The following is a 17,074-nucleotide window of genomic DNA, read 5'->3' as shown; positions in this document are numbered from 1 at the left end:
CATTTGGGGCGGCAGACCGTGCGCGATCCAAGCCCCGCGAGACCTACGAGGGCACTCGCTACAGCCGGGCCATTAGGCCAATCGCCTGTGCCGCGGCCGGTGTGAAGTGCTTAGGCTGGGGAAAGCTGCTTTCTTTGGTTACTTTCTTTGCAGCAGCAAAGAAAGTGACTGCCGCCCCGCACAGGGGCAGTGCAAATAGACCGACACGAAACCGGGATCCGGCGAAAAGAAAACCCCCCAAGCGCCAGCGTGTCACTTCGTAAGCCGCAACACCCCCAAATTACCAGCGATCTGCTGAAAGATATTATCGAGCGTGGTGTTATCGGGCGCGTGATAATAGTTCCCCGGACTCGCGCAGTTCTGCATCGTGGTCTGCGCAGTCGAGCTCGATGCGGATGCGCCGAACGTGATCGAATAGATCGTGATGCCCGCCGCCTTGATCGCCGAGCAGATCGCCAACTGGTAGGTGTTGGCATCGTCCGGGTAGCCCGCATTGTTGCCGCTCGAAGTGTCGATGGGACTGCCGCCATGCAGCTCCGACGAGTCCGTGAGCCCGTCCGTCATCTTGTTGCCATTGGCCCGGATCACCGTCGGCGCCGACAGGCTGTTGTTCCCCACGCCCGACAGGCCGTTGAAATACAGCGTGTTGGGAATGGAGCCCGCCGCGCCGATCTGATTCAGGCCATCGGTGAGGACGATCATCACGCGTTGCAGGTTCTGCACGGAGCCATCGGTGGGCTTGGGCAGGCTCGGGTCGGTTGAAGTCCAGCCGTTCTTCGTGCCCGCGAGGTTCTGCGACCACGTCGGCTCCAGCATGCGCCAGCCCCACAGGAGCCCGACCGGAATGATCGTCGAGCCCGATGGCGTCATCTTGTTGACGGCCGTGGTGAGCGTGGTGGCGTTCTGCGAGAGGAAGGTCATCGAAGTGGCGAGGCAGCCCGAATTCTGCGTCAGGTTCTGCCCCGTCGTGTTGGTCTCGTCGAACTGGGTGCCGATGCCCGTGCCCGTGCCGCCGCTCGGGCTATTGCACTTGTTCGCCGAGCCCGACGAGCCGATAGTGAACGGCACGTTCGACACGGTCGACGACGAACTGCCCGACGTATTGCACGAGTTATACCGGCTCGACGAGCTATACGTGACCACCTTCAGCTTGCTCGGCGGCACGTTGTAGTAGTAGCGCTGGAACTTGCGCGGGTCGCCCGGCGAGTAGGCTTCGGGCGAGAGATTGTTGTTGGTGCGCGGCTCGATCACGCAGCCGCTCCACGCGCCCGTCGTCACGTTGCTGGTGTTGTAGGTCGGCAGCGTCGCGCTGAGCCAGCTTCCGCCGGATGGCAGGGCGCCCGTCGTGTTGACGGTGCTCGCGAACGGCACCAGCCCGATGAAGTTCTTGCTCGTGGAGGTGCTTCCGCTCGGCAGCAGATCGCCGATCAGGGAATTGGCCGCGGCCTGCAGGCCGCTCATCTTGGTCGGACCGGACACGCCGTTCGCGGGGTCTTTCATCGAACCCGTATTGTCGAGCACCATCACGAGTTCGAGCGTGCTCTGCGGCAGCCGCAGGGCGGTGTTGTTCGCCGATACCGTCGACGTATCCGGCGATGTCCCGCCGCCGCCAGAGCCCGTGCCGGAGCCGCTACCCGATGTGTTGCTGAAAACCTTCGGCGCGAGCAGGGGCAGCGATCCCGACGCCGACAGATGAATGGTCTGCCCGGTGGCGGGTGCGCCCGATACGCTCGCGCTGAAGCTCGCGTCAGGCATGGCGAAGCCCAGCACGCCGGAAGGACTGTTGGCGTCGTAGTACGCGCGCGCGTCCTTCTGCCAGTTCGCGAGGCTGGTGCCGGTCGGCGTGTTGCCGTAGCGCTGGAGATCGACGCCCGCCGACAAAGTGGCGGCATCGAGCGCCATCTGCATGCGGCCCTGCGTCATCACATAGTCGATCGAGTCGAGCGACACGCACATGGACCCGATCATGATGCTCGCGCACATCGCGAACATCATCGCGACGCTGCCCTCTGCGCTTTTCGGCAGCCGGCTGCATGAGCGGAGCGTCGACGAAATCGTCATGAATCTGAACCCTTTCCGTTTGATTTCCATGTGGGCGTCCGTGATCCCGCGAGCGTCAGTAGAACGCTCTCGGCGCACGCGGCCGCACATACACGCGGCGGTACACGGTCTGCTGACCCGGCAGCCCCGAGATCAAATTGGAGGTCATGGTGAACGGGTTGTACGACAAAAATACTTCCACGATGATCGCCGAATCCCCCGTGCGAAAAGGCCACGAAGCAGGCAACGGACTCGTGCTCGAAATCTTCGACGCCATGCCGGTACTCTTGCTGTTGGTCCATGAAGTCGGAGACGCCGTCCAGCGAATCTTCGGCGTGACCGCCGTCATGGAGTTATCCATGTCCTTGCATTTGCTGCTCGAATCCGGATCGCACAGGAAGGTCACGTACACCATGCCGTTCGCCTGCAACTGATACGGTGCGGCGAGCAGCGCGGCGTCCCGCCACAGCGACGCATAGCTGTTCGCATCGGTGGTGTCGTTGTTGTCGGCGATGATCGAGGTCATCTGACCGATGGTATTGGCGAGCGTGAAGGCCGTGCGATCGACGGCGCTGACCGCGCGCATGTACATGTAGACCTCGGTGAAGCCGAGCAGCACGATCATCATCATCGGCACGATGAGGACGAACTCGATGGACACGCTGCCGCGATCCGAGCGCAGCATGCGGTTGAGCTTTCGGCAGATCGATCGCACCGTTTCGCTGTTCGTCATCATTTTTCGTTCTGCACGATGAAATTGCGCTCGAAGGTCAGCTCATTGACGCCGAACAGCTTCGGGATGCCGGTGATGCCGGGCATCTTGAGCTGGATGTTGTAGGCGACGACATCGCCGTATCCGCCCATGTCTTGTGTCGGCGTGTAGGTTGAACTGGCGACATTGCCGTAGCCATAGTTGCCGTAGTTCAGTTCGGTGACCGTGATGGTCCCGCTGACGTTCTTCCATCCGCCGAGGATCGACTGGACGATCGTCTGCGCCTCCTGCACCCGGCTGCCCGTGCTCGGCGCGGTCGTCGTCAGGCCCACGCGCGACGCCGCCTGCGCGGCGGCCTGCACCGATGCATCGGCGATCATCTCCAGCGCGATCTCGACCGTGCCGAGGAAGAGGATGATCGCGAAGACCGCGACGAACGCGAATTCGATCGACGCGATGCCGCACTCGTCGCGCAGGATTCGCGTGGCGACGGCTGGCAGTCGGAGGCGGCGCGCGGAGGCTTTCATTTGAGGCGCGTCGTCTGCACCAAGGCGGTCGGAATCGCGGACGGCGCAGCGGGCTGCGCGGACGAAACGGTCGCTGCCGGTGTCGCGCGCCGGGACATCAGCTCGCGCTGAATGTCGTAGTAACGGAGATTGTCTTCGACCGATGCCTTCGGCAGATCGCGCGACAGGATTTCGGCGGCCGCCTCGCGGTTGCCGAGCAGTCCGTAGGCGAGGGCGAGATCCTGGCGCGCCTGCGGCGGCGCGGCGGGAAAGCGCGTCACGTCGAGCAGCACGTTCGCGCCTTCGCGCGGATCGCCGGAGAGCGTCAGCGACAATCCGAGATTCACGGAGAGCAGCGGATCGCCGACATTCTTCCTGAGCGCCTGGCGCAGCACGGCCTGCGCGCCCTTGTGATCGCCGTTCATGTCGAGCGCCGCGCCGAGCCCGGCCGAGGCGAGCGGCTCGTCGGGCGTCAATGCGAGCAAACGCCGGTAGGTCACGATGGCGTCGTCGAAGCGGCGCTGGCGCATCGCGACGCGCGCGAGTCCGATGAGCGGTGCGGTCGCGCTCGCGTCGGTCTTGCTGGCGCGCGCGTAGTAGACGCCCGCGCGCGTGAAGTCGCCGACGGCGTAGAGCGTGTTGCCGAGTCCCGTCAGGCCCGCGACCGAATGCGGGTCGGCCTGCACGGCTTTTTCGTAGAGCGAGGTGGCGAGTTCGACATTGCCCGAGTCGAGCGCCGTGTCGGCGATGCGCAGCTCGCTCATCGTGCTGGGCGCGGAATTGCGCATGACAGGGCGGCTGTCGACGCTCTGGCGGGTGGTCGTCGTGCATGCGCCGAGTGCGACCACGAGCGTCGCACAACAGGCCGCGAGGCCGAGACGGCGCATGCCGGGAAGTGGGATCTGTGTGGTCTTCATTTTTTTGCAAAGACGCTGATGAGTTGGATGACGGCCGGCCCGGCGGCGATCAGCATCACCGCGGGAAGAATGAAAAGCATCATCGGCACCGCCATCTTGGGTGCGAGCTTGGCCGCCTTTTCTTCGAGCGACACGATGTGCGCAAGCCGTTCGGTATGCGACAGCGTGCGCAGCGCCTGCGTGATCGGCGTGCCGTAGCGCATCGATTGCGTGAGCGTGGCGATCAGCGCGCGGATCGACGGCAGGTCGATGCGATCGGCGAGCGCCTGTAGCGCGCGCGTGCTGTCGCCGGACAGCTTCAGTTCGTCGGCGGTCAGCGAGAACTCGCCGGAAAGCGGCGGGCAGATGGTCTTCAGTTCGTCGGCCACGCGCCGGATCGACACGCCGAGGCTGTTGCCCGCGTTCGTGCAGATGACGAGCAGATCGAGCGCATCGGGCAGGCACGACGCCATGGCCTTGCGTCGCCGCGCCGCGAAGAAGGCGAGCACGTATTCCGGCAGGATCATGCCGACCACGAAGACCAGCAGCATCATGGCGCCGCGCACCGCCGGGTAGCCGCCGACCATGGGAATGTGCGAGCCGAGCATCACCGCGAACGCGGCGCAGATGAGGCCGACGACGAACTTGATCGCGAGCAGCACGGATACCGCCGACTGGCTGCGATAACCGCTGCGGACCATCTGTGTGCGCAGCTTCGCGCGGTATTTGGCATCGAAGAGCGGCAACCGGTCGCCCAGGCGCGCGAGACGGTGCGTGAAGCGCGCCATGGAGCCTTCGTCGTCGTCTTCTTCGGCGAGCGCGCTTTCATTGCGCTGCACGACGGCGGCCTGCCGGGTGCGCTCGGCGATGCGTCCGCGGACCCCGCCGTGTTTGGTCGCCCACCAGATGAAGATCGCGACGACGAGCGCAAGCAGCATCAGCAGGTTGATGAGTGTTTCGATGTTGTCCTGACTCATCGCGCGGTATCCAGTTTCGACATCTTGTGAACGATGAACAGTCCCATCGAGAGCGAAATCGCGGCGCAGGTCAGCACTTTCTGGCCGCCCGACGTGTTGAACAGCACCATCAGATACGCGCGGTTGAGCATGAACATGCTGCCCAGAATGAAGAAGGGCACCGACGCGAGAATCTTGGTCGTGATGCGCGCCTCGCCCGTGAGCGCCTTGGTTTTCTGACGGATCTCGCGGCGCCTGCGCACGATGCCCGCGAGATTTTCCAGCGTCTCGCCGAGCTGCCCGCCGGTCTCGCGCTGCAGCAGCAGGCACACGCAGAAGAAGGAGAAATCCGCGATGCCGATGCGCGTGACCGCGGTGGCGAGCACCTCTTCCAGATCGAGACCCACCTTGAGTCCGTCGCCCATCAACTGGAATTCGCTCTTGAGCGGCTCGGCGCATTCGGCTGACGCGACGCCCATCACGTGCGTCACCGGGACGCCTGCGCGCACGGCGCGCACGATCAGGTCGATGAGATCGGGAAAGCCATCCAGAAAGCGGCGCTTGAAACGTTCGACGAGAAACCGGTACGCCTGCATGGCGCCGAGCACCGGCAGGCCGACGAGGAGCGCCGGCGTCGCGAACGCGGGCAGCGGCAGCAGCTTCGACATCGCGAGCGCGAGGACTTCGGCGAGCACCGCCGTGATGATCACCGCGCGCAATCCGCTTGCGCCGGCCACCGTCTTGAGGCGGGCGATCTTCGGGGCGAACCAGCGGCTGAAGATGTTGTCGTTGCGGCTGAAGGTGAAGAGGTCGGAGTCTTCATGGCGCGTCTCGCGCCCAACCGAACCGGCCGCGGGAAAGGCGGCCTGCACGCGCGCCTGGATGCGCGCGTCGGGGCGCTGGCGGCGCATGTCCTGCACCACGAGCAGCATGACGCCGAGCAGCAGGGCGACTGCGAAGGTGCCGAATGTGATGAGGTCGACGTTGCTCATGGCCGCATCGCCTCCAGCAGCGCGTCTTCGAGACCGTAATACGCGGCGCGCGCGGCGAAGGCCGGCCGCACGGCGCCTGTCTCGAACACGCCTTTCACTTCCTCGCTGTAGGCGCTCGCATCGTAGCGGAACGTGAACAGATCCTGCGTGATGATGACTTCGCCTTCCATGCCCACCAGTTCGGTGATGCGCGTGACGCGCCGCATGCCGTCGCGCATGCGCTCGATCTGCACGATCATGTGCACCGCGCTCGCGATCTGCCGGCGGATCGACAGGAGCGGCAGATTGCCGTTCGCCATCATCACCATCGACTCCAGACGCGTGATGCCGTCGCGCGGCGTGTTCGCGTGGATCGTGGTCATCGAGCCGTCGTGGCCCGTGTTCATCGCCTGCAGCACGTCGAAGGCTTCGGAGCCGCGCGTTTCGCCGAGAATGATGCGGTCCGGGCGCATCCGCAGCGCGTTGCGCACGAGATCGCGCTGCGTGACGGCGCCGAGCCCTTCGGCATTCTCGGGGCGCGTTTCCAGGCTGACGACGTGCGGCTGCACGAGCTGCAACTCGGCCGCATCCTCGATCGTCACGGTGCGCTCGCCGTGCCCGATGAAGTGCGACAGCGCATTGAGCAGCGTCGTCTTGCCCGAGCCCGTGCCGCCCGAGACGATCACGTTCAGCCGGCACGTGCTCGCGAGCTTGAGCACGGTGGCCATCGCGCCCGACATGTTGCCCTGCTGCGACATGCGATGCAGCGTGATGTTGCGCTTCGAAAATTTACGAATCGAGATCGATGCGCCGTGAATCGCGAGCGGCGGCAGCACGACGTTCACGCGGCTGCCGTCGGCGAGACGCGCATCGACCATCGGACTGCTTTCGTCGACCCGCCGCCCGACGCCCGCCGCGATACGCTGCGCGACGTTGGTCACATGCGTGTTGTCGCGGAACTTGCAGTTGGTGAGTTCGAGCCGGCCGTGGCGCTCGACCCATACCTGGTCGGGTCCGTTGACGAGCACGTCGGTGATGGTGTCGTCGGCGAGCAGCGGTTCGATCGGACCGAGCCCGAACATATCGTTCAGCAACTCGCCGACGATCTGCCCCTGCTCCGCGAGCGTGATGTTCAGCCGCTCGCGCTCCGCCACGTCGAGCACGAGCTGCTCGACGCCCGGCTTCATCTGCTCGCGTGTCTTGCCGACGGCGGCCGAGGCGTTCATCGCCGCGAACACGCCGTTGCGGATCACCCGGAAGAGGTCCGAGCGCACCAGCACTTCACCGCCTTCCGACGCGTGCGGGCGCGCGAGCGGGGCGACCGGAGGCGGCGCCTCGGCGACCTGCGCGGCTTCGGCGCCGGGCGGCGCGTCCGGATCGGACTCGGGGCGGGGAACCTGCTTCTGTCCGAACATCAGCCTCTCCTGAGCCGGAGCTTCTGGAAGAACGAGCGCTCGGCGTTCATCTGCTGGCCGGTGAGGTCACCGCCAATGCGCGTGATCATCTGATTGAAGCCGTTCGCCCCTTTTTCCCGGGGCGCTTCGCCGAGGTTCTCGGCGGTCGCGAGCGACTTCGCCTCGAACGGAATTTCGTACAGCACGTTGCGGCCGATCGCCGTCATGAAGTCGTTCGCCTGCACCTTGCCGCTCGTCACGGCGTTCGGGTTGTTCAACAGCAGCGAGGTCGGCGGATTGTTGTCGCGGTCCTCGATATGGCGCAGGAGGCGGATCGTCTCGCGCGTCGAATGCACCGAGCGGTCCGCGACCACATAGACGCGCGCGGCGTGATCGAAGGCTTCCTGCGCGAGCGGGTCCGTCACCGTGCCGATGTCCAGGATCACGTAGTGGAAGCTGTCGCACAGAAGTTCGAGCACGCGCGGCAAAGCGCCCGGGCCGAATGGACGCGCGGCGCCGTAGTCGTGTTCCGCCGACAGCATGTAGAGCCGGGTGCCCTTGGCGACGAGCGTGCGCTCCACGTATTGCGGATCGAGGCGATGTACGTTCTGCAGCACGTCGATGAGCCCGTTGTTGCTCTGCAGACCGAGCATGGAGTTGGCCGCGCCGCCGTACAGGTTCAGATCGACATAGGCGACGCGCCGGTGCGTGTCTTCCGACAGATGGCGGGCGACGTTGAGCGCGAGCGTGGTCACCCCGACGCCGCCGCGCGAGCCCGTGAACGCAATCGTCTTGCCGGCGCGCGCGAGCATCACCGGGCTCACCTTGCCCTCGGAGACATTGACCGTGCGCTTGAGCAGTTCGACCGTGATCGGCTTGACGAGGTAATCGCGCACGCCGATCTTGAGCAGGCTGCGGAACAGGCCGACGTCGTTGCGCTCGCCGAGCGCCACCACCTGCACCGACGGCTCGCACACTTCGGCGAGGCGGCCGAGGTCGGACAGCGGCATCACCGAGTCCTGCAGATCGACCAGCAGGAAGAGCGGCGAGCGGTCGACGCGGGCGAGATACGCGATCGCGTCGTCGACGTTGCCCACGACGATATGCGCGTGCGGCATCGCCTGTTCGAGCACGAAGCTCTTCACGATCTGCTCGGTCTTGCGATCGGACACGAAGGCGATGAAATCCGCGTTGCGCGTGCCGGACTTGGTCTTCGAGAAGGAGAACTCTGTGCTCATGGCTGGCCTTGTGTGCTTCTGGCTGTAGTGCGTCGCATCACTTGCTGTCGCGCGAGGTCGATTTGTCGAGCGGGATCACGCGGCCGGTCTCGTAACGCCGCACTGCGCTCGCCGCCACCGCCGCGTTCGCCGGCCCGAGCGTCTGCGGATGCACGGCGTCTTCCGGGCGCGCGAGCTGGGCGGCCAGATTCGTATAGGTCGCGCAGCCCCATTGCATGCTCGGGCGGCGGATGCCGGCGTCCGTCAGCAGCGATGGCCGGGCGAGGCTGTCGCAATCGGGCGGCACGGCCGAAGCGCCGTCGTAGCCGATCACCGTTTCGTTCGGCATGTTGCGCGGCGGCTTGAAGCAGCCCGCGGCGGCGACGGCGAACGTGCCGGCGAGAAGAAGCGAAAGCAGTCGTGTGTGTTTCATGACGGGCTCAATAGACGTAGCCGGCCGCGCCGACGAGACGCGGTTGTCCGGCCTGTGCCGGCGCTCCGCCGTTCTGGCGCCGGAAGCTGTATTCGACATCGCTCGACGGCGAGATCAGCGAATCGAGCGGCGTGCGCAGTTTCGACGGATCGGTCGGCTCGACGAGATACGGCGTGACCATGATCACGAGCTCGGTCTTGTTGTTCTGGTAGTTCGTCGACGAGAACAGCTTGCCCAGTACGGGAATCGAGCCCAGGCCCGGCACCTGTGAAACGACGTCGCTGGTATTGCTCTGCAGCAGCCCGCCGATCGCGAAGCTCTGGCCGCTCGCAAGCTCGACGGTCGTGTCCGCGCGGCGAACCGAAAGTCCCGGCACGGTAACGCCGCCGGTGGTCACGCTCGCAGTCGTGTCGATCTGGCTGACTTCCGGGCGCACCTTCAGGCTGATGCGCCGGTCCGTGAGCACGGTCGGCGTGAAATCGAGCTTGACGCCGAACTGCTTGAACTCGACCGTGATCGCGCCGTTGGTCTGCGAGACGGGAATCGGGAACTCGCCGCCCGCGAGAAAGCTCGCCGTCTGGCCCGACAGCGCGACGAGATTCGGCTCCGCGAGCACCGTCAGCAGGCCTTCCTGATTCAGCGCGTCGACGAGCGCGCGGATGTCCACGTTGTTCGTCTTGAAGGCGCCGAGAATCGAGTAGGCGTTGTTGGTCGGCAGATTGACCGGATAGCTCACGGCGCCGTTGGCGCCGGTGATCGGCTGGCTCAGGTTGTAGATCGGACGGCCGCTGAAGATGCCGCCATAGAAGTTGCCGACCGCGTTGCCCATCGCCTGCCAGTTGATGCCGAGCTGCTGCGTGATGTTGCGATCCACTTCGGTGATGCGCACGCGCAACTGCACCTGCAGCGGGCGGTCGATCGTCATGCGGTTGACGAGCACTTCCTTCTCGGCGAGAAAGGGCGTCACCGCCTGAACGATGGCGTCGGCATCCGCCGAGTTCGACGCCTGCCCGCTCAGCATCAGCGAACCCTGTCCCGTCGCGACCTGCACGTTCGTGTTCGGAAAGCGCGCGGCGAGCATGGCGCGCAAGGTGATCATGTCGCGCGAGACGACGATCGTGCGCTGCACGAGCGGCCGGTTGTTGGCGCCGAGCACGTAGAGCGTCGTCGTGCCGGTTTTCTTGCCGAGCACGAAAACGGCCTTGGGCGAGGGCACATGCACGTCGGCAACGGCGGGATCGGCGACGAAGACCGACACGACGTTTTCATTCAGTTGCAACATCGTGCCCTTGCCCGCGTCGAGTACGAGCGCGCCTTGCGCGCTGGCCGGCGCCATCGCGTCCGTCATGCCGGGACGCGCGACGTTCGCGGCACGCACGGGCGAGGGCGCGCCCGCATTGGGCGGCATCTTCGCTGGCTGCGCGCCATGCGCGGCGGCGCACGCGAGCAGCGCCGCGCATGCCAGAACCGGGGCGCCTGGCGCTCTATCCGCACGACCCGTCATGCGACTCGAACTGAACTGCGTTTTCATGAATGTGAATCCTGGCGATGGCACGCTTTCGAACGGGGGCACGGTGTCAACGCTCCGCGGGCACGGAGGGCAGCGGCGGGACGCCCTGGCCCGAACCGCCCGCCTGGGCAACGCTCGACGTATCCGACTTCTCGGAGCCGCGGTAGATGGTCACGGTGCGCGGCATGGCCGGCGCGGCGCTCGGTGCGCCCGACTGAACGGGGCGCGTGCGCGGCAGATCGCGCACGGCGCGGGAGATGTCGCCGGCCCAGATGGGCTTGCGCTCGGGCGCCGACGCCCCCGCGGGCGCCGCCGGGTCGCGGCTGACCGTCGCGAAGCTGCGCAGCGCGAGCGACAGGCTGCCGAGCCGCGCAGCGACCGCGACGACTTCGCCCATGCGCGGCGTGACTTCGAGCGTCACGGTGCGGGCGCGGGCCACGGCGACGTCGTTGTCGCCATCGTTTTTCGGCCGCTTGATTTCCGAGCCGACGGCGAGCACGCGCACATGCTCGACCACCGTTTCGCTCGATACCGCGAGATCCGGCGATTCGGTGCGCCGGTCCATTTGCTGGGTGAGCAGCAGGTCGACATAGTCGCCCGGCTGGATCAGGCCTGCGTTGCCGGACACATCGTCGACGGCGACCGAGACCGCGCGCATGTCGGGCTTGAGCGTCGCGGCGAGAAAGCCCGGGGCGCTCGGCAGAAAGACATCGTCGGACACGAGGACGGCGCCGGCCGCGACCGGATGGCGCAGCAGCGCGCCCTTCAGGTCGGGCGCGCTCGCGACGCCCGCGACGATGGCGTTGGCGGGCATCTCCGTCTTGGGGATCGCCTTCCAGGCGAGATCCTCGTCGCGCAGCAACAGGCCTTGCGGCAGATTGGCGGCGCTGACCAGCACCTTCTCGCTCGTCACGGCGGGCTTAGCGGTGTGAGAAGCGCTCGCAAGGACGACGCGCACGATCAGCGCAATCAGAAGTGCGCCGACCAGCAGCACGGCGAATTTGATGATGTTGGACATGGAGACGTCGTCCTATTGCGTCGAGATGAGGTGCAGCAGGGCAGGCAGCACGATGACGAAACCGCCGCCGAAGGCGAGCGCCACGCCGTACGGAACGCCGCGCGCCGCGGAGAACATCGCGAGCGCGCGCAGCGGCACGAAGCGCTGAGAGGGATTCATGTTGCGGGTAGCGAGACTCACGAGCGACACCACGGTCCCGATCACCGAGACGAGCGTCAGCGTGGCGAGCGAAAGGCCGAATCCCACCCACAGAAAGATGACGGAAGCGAGCTTGGCGTCGCCGCCGCCGAGCATGCGCACGGCGAACAGGACGGCGCAGGCCAGGAACACGACGACCGCAAGCAGCAGATGCGAGATGACATCGTCGAGCGGCATGCCGGCGATGAGCGCATCGACGAAAAAGAGTGCGCCGATCGTGAGGACGATGCTCGTCGGCAGACGTCGGGTGCGAACGTCGGTGATCGCGAGCCAGAGCAAGGCGCCCAGCACGACAAGACGAATGACGAGAGACAGTACGGTCACGATGGGCTCGAATCGGGTTGGGTCAGATCGAGGTCCGGGCGTGTGAAGGCCCGGACCTGGGGCGCGACTGCTTAGTTGCCCGCGGCGGCCTTCACTTTGTCGGTCAGATTCGAAAAGATGCCCGTCATGTTGGTGCTGAAAGCGGAGCCGACCGCCACGAGCGCGACCACGACGATGCCCGCGAGAATCGCGTATTCCATGGCGCTGACGCCACGTTCGTCGCGCACGAAGGCTTTCAGAAGTTTTTGCATGTTGCTTCCTTGATGGGTGAGAGTTGGGTTTGCAGTGCCAGCGGGAAGTGCTTACCGATTTGGATCACATCCACGGCCGCCCAGGCCAAACGCAAGAACACAAGGGCCAAACAGGCCTCGAATTGAATCGACCCGGGTGGTATGGATAAGCGCGTTAACGGCAACGCCTTGACGGGCTTTAACCGATTTGAGAAATAATCGCGAGGTCGAAGGGGTTCGCCGAAAGTGCCGTCTCTCGGATGTGTATGCGTTTGCCCGGCATGCCAGATAAGAAGGCAAACGTTTGCAGGTGAGGATGCGGGCACGCACGTTGCTCGCCCGCCAGGGGCAAGTCCACTTCATACGGAGGTCCGACATGCCCGAACAGAAAACCCTCGAGCGCGCATCGAAAGCGAAGCGCGCAGGCAAGTCCCCGAGCACGCAGGCGGGTGCGTTCGTGAAGGAGCAGATCGATCACATTCGCGAAGGCAAGCACGGCGCGAAGTCGGCGAAGCAGGCCATTGCGATCGGGCTGTCCGAAGCGCGCCGCTCAGGCGTGAAGATGAAGGCGCCCAAGAAGGGCACGACGTCCGAGGCCACGCGCAGGAAGGCCGCGCAGGACACGAAGGCTTCGCATCGCACGAAGAAGAGCCCGAGCACCGAATCGAAGGCGAAGCGCTCGGCCGCGTCGACACGCGCGCTCAAGCGCGAAAGCACCAAGGCCGCTTCGCCCAAGGCGCTGTCGCGTCAGTCGCATGCGGCTTCGAGCAGGCGCTCGGCGGCGGATCGGTCAGCCGCCGCGAAGAAGGGCTGGGCGACGCGCCGCGCCAACGCAGCGAAGGGTTCGCGCACGCGTCACGCGTCGCGCTGAGCCGGGAGCATCCGCGCGAACGAGACGGCCATCGTCGCGAGTTCCTGCGCCGCGGGTGTGAGCGGCACGCCCGCGCGCCGCACCAGACACACCGGCGTCCTCGCGGCGCGCTCGGCGATCGGCACGATCTCGACGTGCTCGCGGAAGAACGGATGTCCGGCGAGGCTCGCGGGTTCGAGCCCGAGATAATCGCTCGATGCAATGCAGTGCAGCGTGTCGAACACGGCTTCCGTCGTTGCGGCGATACGTGGCGGTCCGAGCTTCGCCTGCTCGAAAAGCGCCGACAGCTTGTTGCCAAGCGCACCGCCGCCGCGCTGCCGCGTGCTGACCCACTCGGCGTCCTGCAAGTCGCGAAGTGCGTGCGAACGCCCGAGCGGATGACCGCGCCGCGCGATCACCGCGACTTCGGTATCGAAAAGCGGCGCGGTGTCCATGTCGTGGATATCGGCGTCGGGCGCGATCAGCGCGAGCGCGAAATCGAGGCTGCCGTCGCGAACCCACGACGTCAACATGCGTGAGGTCGCGCTCGTCAGATGCACGTCGATGAGCGGACAGCGCTCGCGATAGCTTTCGAGCAATGCGGGGAAGAGGCGCATCGTCGCTTCGGCGGCAAGCCCGAGCGCGACCCGCCCCGTCAGCTCGCCGCGCAGCTGGCGCATCTCGTCTTCGGTCTTTCTGCACTCGCCGAGAATCAGATCGGCGCGCAGGCGCAAGCGCTCGCCGACCGGCGTCAGGCGCGCGCCGCGCACATCGCGCTCGAACAGCGGCCCTCCCGCCAGTGTTTCGAGCTTCTGCAACTGCTGCGTGATGCCGCTTTGCGCGACATCGAGCCGCCGCGCGGCCGCGCGCACGCTGCCCGCGTCGGCGACGGCCACGAACATGCGCAACTGCGTCAGAGTCAAATCCACGCTCGGCGTCTCCGTCGGGTGATCTCGAAAAGTGATCATGATAAGCAAAACGCCTCTTTTTGCGAGCGTTTTGCGCCTTTACCATCGGTGGCAACCATACGGAGACACCGCGTTCATGTTCAGACTCAGCTCACTTTTCCTGGCCGCGGCGCTCGTCGCGGCCGCACCGGTTCACGCGAAAGACGCCGACGCCCTGCGGCTCGGCATCGATCCCGGCTATCCGCCGATGGACGTGAAGACGCCCGATGGCCACGTCGCGGGTTTCGACGTCGATCTCGGCGATGAAATCTGCCGCCGCATCGCGATGCGCTGCCAGTGGGTCGAGCTCGAATTCTCGGGGATGATTCCCGCGCTGCAGGCACGCAAGATCGACGGAATCATGTCGTCGATGGCGATCACCGACAAGCGCATGAAGCAGATCGCGTTTTCCACCAAGCTCTTTCAGTTTCGCTCGCGCCTGATCGCGAAGCAGGGCACGCCGCTCACCGCGAGCGCGCAGGGCTTGCGCGGCAAGCGCGTCGGCGTGCAGAGCGGCAGCCAGTTCGAAACCTACGCGCTGAAGAACTGGCAGCCGGGCGGCGTCGAGGTGGTGTCGTATCAGAGCATGGAAGGCGTGCTCAACGACCTGACCGCGGGGCGTATCGACGCCGCGCTGCTCGGCTCGGTGGAAGCGGAGCACGGCTTCCTGAAGACGCCGCACGGCGCGGGCTTCGCGTTCGTCGGCGAGCCGCTTTCGATGGGCGATCACGGCGTCGGCATGGGCCTGCGCCAGGACGACACCGCGCTCAAGGCGAAGATCGACAAGGCCGTGAACGACATGCGCGCCGACGGCACGTATCAGAAGATCGCGCGCAAGTATTTCGACTTCGACGTGTACGGCGACTAAGGATTCTTCGATGCAAACGAAACGCCATTCACTCGTCTCGACGACGCTCGGCACGTCGCGCGAACTCGTCAGCTTTCATTTCGGCGACGCCGGGCGCGACGGCGAGACCGTCTACATACAGGCTTCGCTGCATGCCGACGAAACGCCTGCGATGCTCACCGCATGGACGCTCAAGAAGCGGCTCGCCGCGCTCGACGCCGAAGGCCGCGTGCGCGGCGAGATCGTGCTCGTGCCGGTGGCGAATCCGATCGGCCTGTCGCAGCACGTACTCGGGCAGTTTCTCGGGCGCTTCGAAGCGAACAGCGGCCACAACTTCAACCGCAACTTTCCGATGCCGTCCGCTGCCGCGCTGATCGAGCGCGTGGGCGCGCGCTTCTCGTCCGCCGATGCCGCGCACAACGCGCGCCTTCTGCGCGGCGCGCTCGTCGAAATGCTCGGCGAGATGAACGCGAAGAACGAGTTCGAATCGCTGCGGCTTGCGCTGCTCACGCTGGCTTCGCGAGCCGATATCGTGCTCGATCTGCATTGCTCGCTCGAAGCGACGATGCACATCTACACGAGCCCCGCGAGCTGGCCCGCGATCGAGCCGCTCGCGCGCCATCTCGGCGCAAACGGCGTGCTGCTGGCGACGGATTCCGGCGGGCAGTCGTTCGACGAGGTTCATGCGCTGCTTTGGCACGAACTGCGCGAACGCCTCGGCAAGAACACGCCGCTCGGCGCGCCGAATATCGCGGCGACGATCGAGCATCGCGGGCAGCGTGACGTCGATTACGAGACCGCCGCGCATGATGCCGATGCCATCGTCGATTATCTGATCGCGCGCGGCGTGATCGATGGCGACGAGAAGGACGCGCCGCCGCTCGCGCAAGCCGCGACGCCGCTCGCGGGCAGCCAGCAGTTGAGCGCGCCGGTGAGCGGGATCGTCGTGTATCGGGCGAAGGTGGGCGCGATTTTGAAAGCGGGCGATCCGGTGTTCGATATCGTCGATCCGATCACCGATGCGGTGACCACGGTCACCACGAACAACGATGGCGTGTTTTACATGCGTCGCGCGATCCGTTTCGTGTACGCGGGCGCGCCGATGGGACGGGTGACGGGGGAGAAGGCGGTGAGAAGCGGGGTGCTGATCGGGGCGTGAGACGCTTTTAGTCCGGCGAAGTCATGAATTCATACGGCTTCGCCCAGTCGGGTTTCTCCGATCGAAACAGAAGATGAAAGCCGCTGTTGAACGAGGCCGCCTTCAATCCGTACTGCGACGCCAGCAGAGACAACGATGTCGGCGTAAAGAACGAGACATGGCCGTTGCGAGGCATGCAGTACCACCATTTATCGATGCCTTCGGATGCAGTATTGTCGGGTACAAAGAGGGTGCTTACGAGCATGGCGCCATCGTCGTCGAGCAAGGCGGCAAGTGTCTGCATCAATTGACGAGGATCGACGCTGTGCTCGAATACTTCGAACGCGAAAACGACACGGAATTGTTCCTGGAGAACAGACGGATCCGAGCTGCTGTGGAAGGGATCGTAAGAGCGTACGTCATGGAAATCGCGCAGGCGCAGTTGCTGTTCCAACACGCCCGATCCTGAGCCATAGTCCAGAATTTTCATTTTCGCCAACGCGGAAAATTTCTCGGCGATGGTCCGGGCGTTCTCGTCCGGGCGGGCGAAGACGTAATCCGGATCTTGCCTTACGTAGTCGGCGTTATAGATATGTTCGCTGAATTGCGCCGATGTCCAGTCGTCGAGCGCGGAGGTGAAGGTGAAGCCGCAGCGCTCGCATCGATAGTAGTAAATGGGTACGCCCGAGTACGGATCGACTTTCTTTCCCGCAGCGTGGTCGGCGCCGCCGCGTGACAAGTCCACGACTCCGCAAAGCGCACTTGGACCGTCGCAGCACTTGCATCGTGCAGCGGGAGAAACGGAAAACATTCCTTTAACCAAGGGTCGAACTCCGACATAAATTTCGATCATAGCACTTCGTATCACGAACGAAAATTTGAGACAC

Annotated in this window: 18 protein-coding genes; 3 read left to right on the top strand and 15 right to left on the bottom strand. The window is 65.1% G+C overall.

Annotated features, from left to right (window positions below):
• Window positions 1–252 precede the first annotated feature (252 nt).
• The 13 genes from PQR08_RS18605 to PQR08_RS18545 form a co-directional block, all read right to left on the bottom strand.
• Window positions 253–2,091 (bottom strand): TadE/TadG family type IV pilus assembly protein, encoded by a 1,839-nt coding sequence (locus tag PQR08_RS18605; protein WP_250484939.1) that lies wholly within the window; start codon window positions 2,089–2,091, stop codon window positions 253–255.
• A 25-nt stretch (window positions 2,092–2,116) separates the two neighbouring features.
• Window positions 2,117–2,773, bottom strand: a complete 657-nt coding sequence (locus PQR08_RS18600) for a TadE/TadG family type IV pilus assembly protein (RefSeq protein ID WP_408162078.1) — start codon at window positions 2,771–2,773, stop codon at window positions 2,117–2,119.
• Entirely contained in the window at window positions 2,773–3,279 is a 507-nt protein-coding gene (locus PQR08_RS18595; RefSeq protein WP_250484937.1) for a TadE/TadG family type IV pilus assembly protein, read from the bottom strand. Before PQR08_RS18595 ends, PQR08_RS18600 begins: the two co-directional genes overlap by 1 nt.
• On the bottom strand, window positions 3,276–4,175 hold the full coding sequence (locus PQR08_RS18590; protein ID WP_250484936.1) for a tetratricopeptide repeat protein: 900 nt from the start codon (window positions 4,173–4,175) through the stop codon (window positions 3,276–3,278). The genes PQR08_RS18595 and PQR08_RS18590 overlap by 4 nt, the downstream gene beginning before the upstream one ends.
• Window positions 4,172–5,131 (bottom strand): type II secretion system F family protein, encoded by a 960-nt coding sequence (locus PQR08_RS18585; RefSeq protein ID WP_250484935.1) that lies wholly within the window; start codon window positions 5,129–5,131, stop codon window positions 4,172–4,174. Before PQR08_RS18585 ends, PQR08_RS18590 begins: the two co-directional genes overlap by 4 nt.
• Window positions 5,128–6,102, bottom strand: coding sequence for a type II secretion system F family protein (locus tag PQR08_RS18580; RefSeq protein ID WP_238293258.1), 975 nt, complete (start codon window positions 6,100–6,102; stop codon window positions 5,128–5,130). Before PQR08_RS18580 ends, PQR08_RS18585 begins: the two co-directional genes overlap by 4 nt.
• A complete protein-coding gene (locus tag PQR08_RS18575) occupies window positions 6,099–7,496 on the bottom strand; it encodes a TadA family conjugal transfer-associated ATPase (protein WP_250484934.1) in 1,398 nt (465 codons plus the stop codon). Before PQR08_RS18575 ends, PQR08_RS18580 begins: the two co-directional genes overlap by 4 nt.
• A complete protein-coding gene (locus tag PQR08_RS18570) occupies window positions 7,496–8,713 on the bottom strand; it encodes a CpaE/TadZ family protein (RefSeq protein WP_187607968.1) in 1,218 nt (405 codons plus the stop codon). Before PQR08_RS18570 ends, PQR08_RS18575 begins: the two co-directional genes overlap by 1 nt.
• Window positions 8,714–8,750: 37 nt before the next feature.
• Complete coding sequence (locus tag PQR08_RS18565) at window positions 8,751–9,125, bottom strand: CpaD family pilus assembly lipoprotein (protein WP_081818351.1); 375 nt, start codon at window positions 9,123–9,125, stop codon at window positions 8,751–8,753.
• Window positions 9,126–9,132: 7 nt separating this feature from the next.
• On the bottom strand, window positions 9,133–10,533 hold the full coding sequence (locus PQR08_RS18560) for a type II and III secretion system protein family protein (RefSeq protein ID WP_408162119.1): 1,401 nt from the start codon (window positions 10,531–10,533) through the stop codon (window positions 9,133–9,135).
• A 169-nt stretch (window positions 10,534–10,702) separates the two neighbouring features.
• The gene (cpaB, locus tag PQR08_RS18555) at window positions 10,703–11,653 is read right to left on the bottom strand and encodes a Flp pilus assembly protein CpaB (RefSeq protein WP_250484933.1); all 951 of its coding nucleotides are present in this window, start codon (window positions 11,651–11,653) and stop codon (window positions 10,703–10,705) included.
• 12 nt (window positions 11,654–11,665) lie between these two features.
• Entirely contained in the window at window positions 11,666–12,175 is a 510-nt protein-coding gene (locus PQR08_RS18550) for an A24 family peptidase (RefSeq protein ID WP_187607965.1), read from the bottom strand.
• A 71-nt stretch (window positions 12,176–12,246) separates the two neighbouring features.
• Complete coding sequence (locus PQR08_RS18545) at window positions 12,247–12,426, bottom strand: Flp family type IVb pilin (RefSeq protein ID WP_250484932.1); 180 nt, start codon at window positions 12,424–12,426, stop codon at window positions 12,247–12,249.
• Between the two features lie 355 nt (window positions 12,427–12,781).
• Between PQR08_RS18545 and PQR08_RS18540 the strand changes: the two genes are divergently transcribed.
• The gene (locus tag PQR08_RS18540) at window positions 12,782–13,276 is read left to right on the top strand and encodes a DUF6496 domain-containing protein (RefSeq protein ID WP_250484931.1); all 495 of its coding nucleotides are present in this window, start codon (window positions 12,782–12,784) and stop codon (window positions 13,274–13,276) included.
• Here PQR08_RS18540 and PQR08_RS18535 read toward each other — a convergent pair.
• Window positions 13,261–14,184, bottom strand: coding sequence for a LysR family transcriptional regulator (locus tag PQR08_RS18535; RefSeq protein WP_250484930.1), 924 nt, complete (start codon window positions 14,182–14,184; stop codon window positions 13,261–13,263). The two genes, PQR08_RS18540 and PQR08_RS18535, sit on opposite strands and share 16 nt — an antisense overlap.
• Before the next feature lie 115 nt (window positions 14,185–14,299).
• Between PQR08_RS18535 and PQR08_RS18530 the strand changes: the two genes are divergently transcribed.
• Together PQR08_RS18530 and PQR08_RS18525 are read left to right on the top strand one after the other, a co-directional pair.
• Window positions 14,300–15,070: a transporter substrate-binding domain-containing protein gene (locus PQR08_RS18530; RefSeq protein WP_238213311.1), complete on the top strand. Its 771-nt coding sequence runs from the start codon at window positions 14,300–14,302 to the stop codon at window positions 15,068–15,070.
• A gap of 10 nt (window positions 15,071–15,080) precedes the next feature.
• Window positions 15,081–16,208 carry a succinylglutamate desuccinylase/aspartoacylase family protein gene (locus tag PQR08_RS18525; RefSeq protein WP_250484929.1) on the top strand — a complete coding sequence of 376 codons (1,128 nt, stop codon included), beginning with the start codon at window positions 15,081–15,083 and terminating at the stop codon, window positions 16,206–16,208.
• Window positions 16,209–16,215: 7 nt separating this feature from the next.
• Here the strand turns inward: PQR08_RS18525 and PQR08_RS18520 are convergent, their stop codons facing one another.
• Window positions 16,216–16,932, bottom strand: coding sequence for a class I SAM-dependent methyltransferase (locus PQR08_RS18520; protein ID WP_250484928.1), 717 nt, complete (start codon window positions 16,930–16,932; stop codon window positions 16,216–16,218).
• Window positions 16,933–17,074: the final 142 nt, after the last annotated feature.

The sequence above is a fragment of the Caballeronia jiangsuensis genome, from assembly GCF_046030135.1.
GTDB lineage: Bacteria > Pseudomonadota > Gammaproteobacteria > Burkholderiales > Burkholderiaceae > Caballeronia > Caballeronia jiangsuensis.
This window is presented reverse-complemented; position numbering and strand designations above follow the sequence as displayed.